Raw genomic sequence first — 7,108 nt, forward strand, 5'->3', positions numbered from 1 at the left:
TTTTACATTTGCCGGGGCACCTTCATGCCGAGTGTCTGCATTCCATCTGTAAGAACAATGGTGACTGCTTTGACGAGGGCAAGTCTTGCCTGGATGCCGGCATCCTTCTCCAGTATTCTTACCTGTCCGTAATATTTATTGAAAGCCTGGGCAACATCAATCAGAAATTTAGCGAAAACGGAAGGGGAAAGCTGCCGATAAGATTGTCTGATTTTCTCAGGATATTGATAGAGCAGCTTAATAATTTCCCAGCTGTAAGGATCGGATAGCCCGCTTGCGGCAGATGGTATATCATCTGCCTTGCGGAGCAGGGAATAGGCCCGTGCATTGGTATATTGCAGATAAGGACCTGTCTCTCCTTCAAATGTCAGCATATCTTCAAGTGAAAATTCAATATTGTTCATGCGGTCATTTTTCAGATCATGGAACAAAATGGCTCCGATGCCGACTGCTTCAGCGACTTCATTTTTATTTTCCAGACCGGGATTTTTAGCCTCGATACTGTTCTTTGCGAGAAGAACTGCTTCATCCAGAACCTCCTCCAGAAGGATGACTCTTCCTTTTCTGGTAGACATCTTTTTTCCATCTTTTAAGTAGAGGCCGAACGGAACATGTTTCATACTGTCCGCCCACTCATAGCCCATCTTTTTGATCACGCTTTTGACCTGCCTGAAATGGATGCTTTGTTCCTGGCCGACAATATATAGGGAGTGATCAAATTGATAGTTTTCCCTTCTGTAAAAAGCCGCAGCCAGATCGCGTGTTGCATAAAGAGTCGCTCCGTCGGATTTTTTGATTAGGCATGGAGGCAGGTCTTCATCAGGCAGCTGAACGACCTCTGCACCATCAGACTCAGCCAGCAGATCTTTTGCCATCAGCTCATCTATGACGGGTTTCATTTTATCGTTATAAAAAGCTTCCCCATTGTATGAGTTGAAATGGATGCCAAGCCTGTCATAAACCCTCTGAAATTCTTTCAATGATTCATCTCTAAACCAATTCCAGAGGGCTTGTGCTTCTTTATTTCCGTTTTCAAGCTCTTTGAACCAGGAACGTGCCTCATCTTCAAGGGATGGATCTGCCTCTGCTTCTGCATGGAACCGTATATAAAGGCTGAGCAGCTCCCTGATCGGATGTTCCTTCACTTTATCCGGATTCCCCCACTTTTTATAAGCGGTGATCAGCTTGCCGAATTGTGTGCCCCAGTCGCCTAAGTGGTTAATTCTGACCGCTGTATAACCGCATTTTTCGGCGAGGTTTCCGAGGGCATTTCCAATGACGGTTGATCGCAGATGACCCATGGAAAAAGGCTTTGCGATGTTGGGCGAAGAGAAATCAAGCACGGCTGTTTTGCCTGCACCATCCTTCAGCAGTCCAAATTCCTTTCCTTCTTTCAGGATTTTTTCCAGTATGATTGCACCTGCAGCACCTTTGGAAAAAAAGATATTAATGTATGGCCCGGCAGCTTCAGCTCTTTCAATATACGATCCTTTTATCTGGAAAGCGGTCTCTTCTGCAATGGAGGCAGGGGATTTCCTGAATGCTTTTGCCAGTGTGAAACAGGGAAAAGCAAGATCACCATGTACCGGATTCTTTGGCGTTTCGATTAAGTCTGAAATGGCTTCCTCAGAAAGATGCCCATTCAGCACAGATGCCAGCTGTGCTGCGAATATTGCTTTGAAATCCATCATTTAAAACACACACCCCCTGAAAAATAAAAAAGCCCGCCTCTATATAAATATAGAGACGAGCTGAATCTGCCCGCGGTACCACTCTGATTGTCCAAAGGACCTCTTGCGAAAGGACGTTTCATATTAGTAGAACACATTCCTTTAGGGATTTGGTAACGGGACTCCTTACCCGGCACAGCCTACTTTTCTTTCAGCTATGCATCTCCGAAGTGCGCTTCACAAATAGGATTTCCGACAGGCTTGCACCGGCCCTGTCTCGCTTATAGGAAAGAGCCCTTTGCTACTCTCTTCATCATAGACACTAAATATATTACTGTTATTATACGCGGCTGGAATTATTTTGCAACATAATTTGAATCGGTTGAGAACATATAGGTTCTATGATGGTAGCGAATGCTGAATATCAGTCCCATGGCCATCATGTTTCCCATAAGTGAGCTTCCGCCGTAGCTGATAAACGGCAGCGGAATGCCGGTGATTGGCAGAACCTGAATGGTCATTCCGATATTTTGAAAAACATGGAAGGTGATCATGCTGATGACCCCTACGCAAATATAGGTATTAAAAGGATCAGACGTCTCAAGGCCGGTTTTCGTTAAATGATAGATAAGCAGAAAGAAAAGGCTGATTACGACACTGGCGCCGAAGAAGCCATACTCTTCGCCAATGACGCTAAAGATAAAATCAGTGTGGGCATCCGGCACATATACCTGCCTGTCGGTAAAGCCTTTACCGGAAATTAATCCCGAGCCGATAGCGAGCATGGAATTATACAGCTGCATACCGGCCCCCTGCTTATGATTGACCGGATCAAGCCAGGAATAAATTCTGCTGAACTGATAGGGGTCAATCCCAAGGTATTTCTCTAAAATCTCCGGTGCTATGATCACCAGGTATAGAACCGTTCCTGCTAAAGCACCCAGGATTCCATAAATCGGAACAAGAATTTTCCAGGTGATTCCGGATACCAGGATGATTCCTGCTAATATCGCGATGATGACAAGGGCAGTACCCAGGTCTTCGATAATAATCAATCCTAATGGAGGCAATGTGGCTGCCCCTAGTTTAATTAGGAGATAAAAGTCCGTTCCGGCTGTCTTAGCCTGATACTTCAGATGGTGGTCAGCGATGATTTTGCTGAGGGCAATAATAAGGAACACCTTTACAAATTCTGAAGGCTGCACTGAACCGAGTCCGGGAATGATATACCACAATGTAGCCCCTTTGCGCTCTGGTGCAATGCTTTCCGGTGCAATGAATAGCCCGATAAGCAATAGGATGCCTAAACCGTATAGCAGCCATGTGAGTCTCCGGATTTGCTCGCTGTCAAAATACATGACAATCCCTACAATGACGGCACCTACAATATAATTTTTGATTTGTGAGATAACAAAATTCCCATCATATTGATTGGAGGATTGTCCGCTGTAAATCGCAATGCAGCTGATGAGAAAAAACAGCAGCAGAAGAAAGCATAACGTCCAATCGAATCGGTCTGAGAATCTATTATTCTGGTTCATTATATACACCTGGTTTCTTTACCTTTTTACATTTTTATCGCAGTCTAACGGGCAGTAAGACCCCACATCTAGAATCAGATGAATCAAGGGAGAATAAGTGGGGGTCAAACTGCCCGTAAAGGCCCGAAAAGAAGAACAAAGACTAAAAACGCCACATCCTGTGGCAACGTCTTTGTGACCCACTTCCTGTGGGCCTCAACTAACAATCAGCCGGGAGAAAAGCACTCCCTGCTGATTGAAGTTTCACTTTATCCTATCAAAGGAAAAATTAACCTTACAATGGAGAAAGAGATTTCACTAGTTAGACGAATATATTATGATGTTGGTTTCCTGTATTTTCAAAAAAAACGGATTAAAAATTTTTTCTCATCTGGAAAGATATTTTCAGATATTTTTGCTACAATAAGAGGATAAAATACTGGAAGTTTGGCAGACAGTTTCATAAGAAGCTGTCTTTTATCAATTAGGCTACGGTTCGGGGGTTTCGTCATTGAAAAGAAGGAATCAAACTATTCGTGATCTCATCTACATCCACCTTAATGAACAGGATCAGTATGTGATGACTTATGGAATTGAGTTTGCAGAGTTTGCCCAGACTCTTTCAGATTCTATTAATAATCTGCTGCTGTTAAAGCATCGTTTTGAACATGGGGACTTTAATACTCACACGATGTTCGATTATGTATCAAGGGACAAGCTGGGCAGGCTGGTTGGGGATGATGTATACGGCTATGGCGATTTTTGCTGGATCGACTTCGAGGAAGAGGAAGCGGTGAATGAGCTTCCCGGCCAGACCATTGCGGAACTTCTTTATCTCGGCCATGTCAAAGAACATCTTAAGCTGCCTTTTTACAATTATCTGAGCAACCGGTATGTGTACCTTGCTCATGATGATGGCTGGTTTAACCGCACATATTACCGCGATCTGAACGATTTTTACCGTATGCTTGGAGAAGTGATCCCCGGGAAAATGGGACAGATGAAGGTAGAAAAAACGCTCCTTGGCATTAAAAAGAAAAAGACGTATCCTCCAATCACCAGAGATGTCCTGCTTTCATTAAAGCCCCTTATGAAAGAAGGAGCGGTCCTTTCCATTAAGGATATTGAACAGAATCGGGTCAGGATTGAGATTCCTATTTGGATTATTGGTGATTTTGCGAATATGGATGATATGTATGATGAGTATGAAGCCATAGTGAAAGAGCCATGTGAGGCGAAGATTGTGTTCGATAAGAAGACACGGGAATGGAAAATATACTCGCGTTAGAATTCTGAACTTTTTTACAACATTCAGCAAATTTCTATTACTTTTTCTGCGGGATGGTGTATAATCGGAAATAGAAAATTTTATAACCGCAATAGAACAGGTGTCTTCTCAAAAGGGCTTTAAAGCAAGCTCTTTTGAAGACTTAATAGGGAAGCTGGTGAAATTCCAGCGCGGTCCCGCCACTGTAAATGGTAGCTGTCTGCAAATCCACTGTACACCCAAGTATGGGAAGGAGCAGAACGCATTGACCATGAGCCAGGAGACCTGCCTGATTCTTAAGCACCCATAAACCTACGAGGATAGGGAGGTGTTTGGTCCGGCCATCTATTCTGCATTTTTTAAATGACCATACCAACATCTCCTTGCCGTTCGAGGGGATGTTTTTTTATTTTAAAACGGTGGTGACAGGCACCACCCGAATTCTGTCGAAAGTTCTAGGAGGATTGCTGAGAATGAGAAAGTTTTATGCATTTTTATTAACTATGCTGTTTGCTGCAGGATTGCTTGCAGGCTGCGGCGGGAGTGCTGAACAGCCAAAAGAAGAGAAAAAGGCTGAGGAAGGGCAGAATGCTGCATTTCCTGTAACGATAAATGACGCGCTGGATAATGAAGTGGTCATTGAAGCCAAGCCTGAAAGAATCGTTTCCGTGATTCCAAGTAACACTGAAATAGCATTCGAGTTGGGGCTGGGAGAAGAAGTGGTTGGGGTCTCCGACTTTGATAACTACCCGCCAGAAGCCGCAGAAAAGGAAAAGGTTGGAGGCTTGGAATTTAATGTAGAGAAAGTGATCTCTTTAAACCCCGACCTTGTTCTTGCCCATGCTTCAAGCGCACAAAGTTCGGAAGCAGGTCTTCAGCAATTAAAGGATGCGGGTGTGACCGTCCTTGTTGTCAATGACGCGAAGAGCTTTGATCAGGTTTTTGAATCCATTGAAATGATTGGAACGGCAGCGGGAGAGAAAGAAAAAGCAGAAACACTTGTGTCAGACATGAAGAGCCAGCTTGAGGAAATCAAAACAAAAGCGAATGGGATAAAAGAAGAGGACCGCAAATCGGTAATGGTTGAAGTTTCACCTGCTCCAGAAATCTATGCAGCAGGCACTGAGACATTTATGGACGAAATGCTGAGTGCCATCAACGCGGAAAATATTATTTCGGAAGAAGGATGGCCGAAGATGGATCCGGAAGCGATTATCGAACGAAATCCGGACGTGATCATCACAACTCATGGCTATTACACTGAAGATGCTGTCGGCAATGTCTTAAGCCGGGATGGCTGGCAGGATATTACCGCAGTGAAAAATAAGCAGGTTGCCGATGTTGATTCCGATATGGTAACCCGCTCTGGCCCTCGTATTATTGAAGGAGTCGAAGAACTTGCAAAAGCAGTATATCCGGACGTATTTAAATAATAAATTACTGGCTTATGTAACAGCAGCAGCTTTCCTGCTTTGTGCCATGCTGATGGGGATTTCAATTGGAACAGTGTCCATTCATCCCATGACGATCATCAGAGTAATAAGCGCTGAGATTTTTCCCTTTGTTTCATTGGAAAACACAGATAGCATGCATGCAAATATCATTATGGACATCAGGCTTCCGCGCGTATTGCTGGCAGGCTTGGTTGGGGCGTCTCTTGCCATTGCGGGAGCCGCCTTTCAAGGTTTATTAAGAAACCCGCTGGCAGATCCATATACCATTGGAGTTTCTTCCGGGGCTTCACTCGGTGCAGTTTTAACCTTGTTCTTTGGCTTATCCATTCCCTTTGCAGGAATGTTTACGCTGCCTTTATTCAGCATCTTTTTTTCCTTTTTAACCATTTTTGCCGTTCTGCTATTTGCGAGAAATATTGAAAGATCCATGAAAGTGGAAACGATTATTTTAACGGGCATTATCTTCAGTTCTTTTCTTGGCGCTCTAATTTCTCTGATGATTGCTCTGACTGGTGAAGAGCTAAGACAGATCATCGGCTGGCTTCTTGGAAGTGTGTCGATGAGAGGCTGGGCGTATATTAACATTATCCTTCCCTTCTTTGTGATAGGTGCGGTTCTTCTGTTAGTGAACAGCAAAGAGCTTAATGCTATGAGCTTCGGAGAGGAAAAGGCCCGGCATATCGGGGTGGACGTTCAGAAGAGAAAGATGATGGTCCTGATAGCAGGCTCCATCTTAACCGGTGCGGCTGTTGCTGTGTCTGGAACGATCGGGTTTGTCGGACTTGTGATTCCCCATCTGGCCAGGATGTTATGGGGGCCGGATCATAGGCATTTGCTGCCGCTATCCATTCTGGTGGGAGCAGGTTTCCTTATTATTGCCGATCTGGTTTCACGGACGATCATTGCCCCTGCCGAGCTTCCGATCGGTGTGATTACAGCCTTAATCGGTGCACCTGCTTTTGGGGTTATTTTAATGAAAAGAAGGAATAAACTTTAAGCGCATAAGGGCGTTTTGCGCTTTTCTAAATTGTAAGAAAGTACAACTTTGAACTTAGGTAACTGTCTAGCTCCAGCGCCTACCCCCCTCGAGGTCACAAGCTTGTCTTGTTGCGGCTCCTAGGGACTCGGGGTCATAAGCCGTTTCCTTTCAGAAGGAAAAACGCCTTCTTACAGGAACCGTCTTATGCCTGTCGTCCC

General features: G+C 44.4%; 5 protein-coding genes, 1 riboswitch and 1 other annotated feature. Of the genes, 3 read left to right on the forward strand and 2 right to left on the reverse strand.

Going from position 1 to position 7,108, the window contains the following annotated elements; genetic code table 11:
- Window positions 1-2: 2 nt before the first annotated feature.
- Window positions 3-1,688 carry an arginine--tRNA ligase gene (argS, locus tag BK139_RS20855; RefSeq protein WP_076262626.1) on the reverse strand — a complete coding sequence of 562 codons (1,686 nt, stop codon included), beginning with the start codon at window positions 1,686-1,688 and terminating at the stop codon, window positions 3-5.
- A gap of 51 nt (window positions 1,689-1,739) precedes the next feature.
- Window positions 1,740-1,996: a binding site (T-box leader), on the reverse strand.
- Window positions 1,997-2,026: 30 nt separating this feature from the next.
- The gene (locus BK139_RS20860; protein WP_076262614.1) at window positions 2,027-3,211 is read right to left on the reverse strand and encodes an FtsW/RodA/SpoVE family cell cycle protein; all 1,185 of its coding nucleotides are present in this window, start codon (window positions 3,209-3,211) and stop codon (window positions 2,027-2,029) included.
- A 490-nt stretch (window positions 3,212-3,701) separates the two neighbouring features.
- Between BK139_RS20860 and BK139_RS24160 the strand changes: the two genes are divergently transcribed.
- From BK139_RS24160 to BK139_RS20875, 3 genes are all read left to right on the forward strand, one after another.
- On the forward strand, window positions 3,702-4,478 hold the full coding sequence (locus BK139_RS24160; protein WP_076262616.1) for a hypothetical protein: 777 nt from the start codon (window positions 3,702-3,704) through the stop codon (window positions 4,476-4,478).
- Window positions 4,479-4,559: 81 nt separating this feature from the next.
- Window positions 4,560-4,764, forward strand: a riboswitch (cobalamin riboswitch).
- Window positions 4,765-4,930: 166 nt separating this feature from the next.
- Window positions 4,931-5,890 carry an ABC transporter substrate-binding protein gene (locus BK139_RS20870; RefSeq protein ID WP_076262618.1) on the forward strand — a complete coding sequence of 320 codons (960 nt, stop codon included), beginning with the start codon at window positions 4,931-4,933 and terminating at the stop codon, window positions 5,888-5,890.
- On the forward strand, window positions 5,856-6,908 hold the full coding sequence (locus BK139_RS20875; protein ID WP_076262620.1) for a FecCD family ABC transporter permease: 1,053 nt from the start codon (window positions 5,856-5,858) through the stop codon (window positions 6,906-6,908). The genes BK139_RS20870 and BK139_RS20875 overlap by 35 nt, the downstream gene beginning before the upstream one ends.
- Window positions 6,909-7,108: the final 200 nt, after the last annotated feature.

Origin of the sequence: Paenibacillus sp. FSL R5-0490 (assembly GCF_001956215.1) — a bacterium.
Taxonomy (GTDB): Bacteria; Bacillota; Bacilli; order Bacillales; family Cytobacillaceae; genus Cytobacillus.

Coding starts and splice junctions, on each gene's coding strand:
- argS (WP_076262626.1), bottom strand. CDS start 1,688: ATGGATTTCAAAGCAATATTCGCAGCACAGCTGGCATCTGTGCTGAAT.
- BK139_RS20860 (WP_076262614.1), bottom strand. CDS start 3,211: ATGAACCAGAATAATAGATTCTCAGACCGATTCGATTGGACGTTATGC.
- BK139_RS20870 (WP_076262618.1), top strand. CDS start 4,931: ATGAGAAAGTTTTATGCATTTTTATTAACTATGCTGTTTGCTGCAGGA.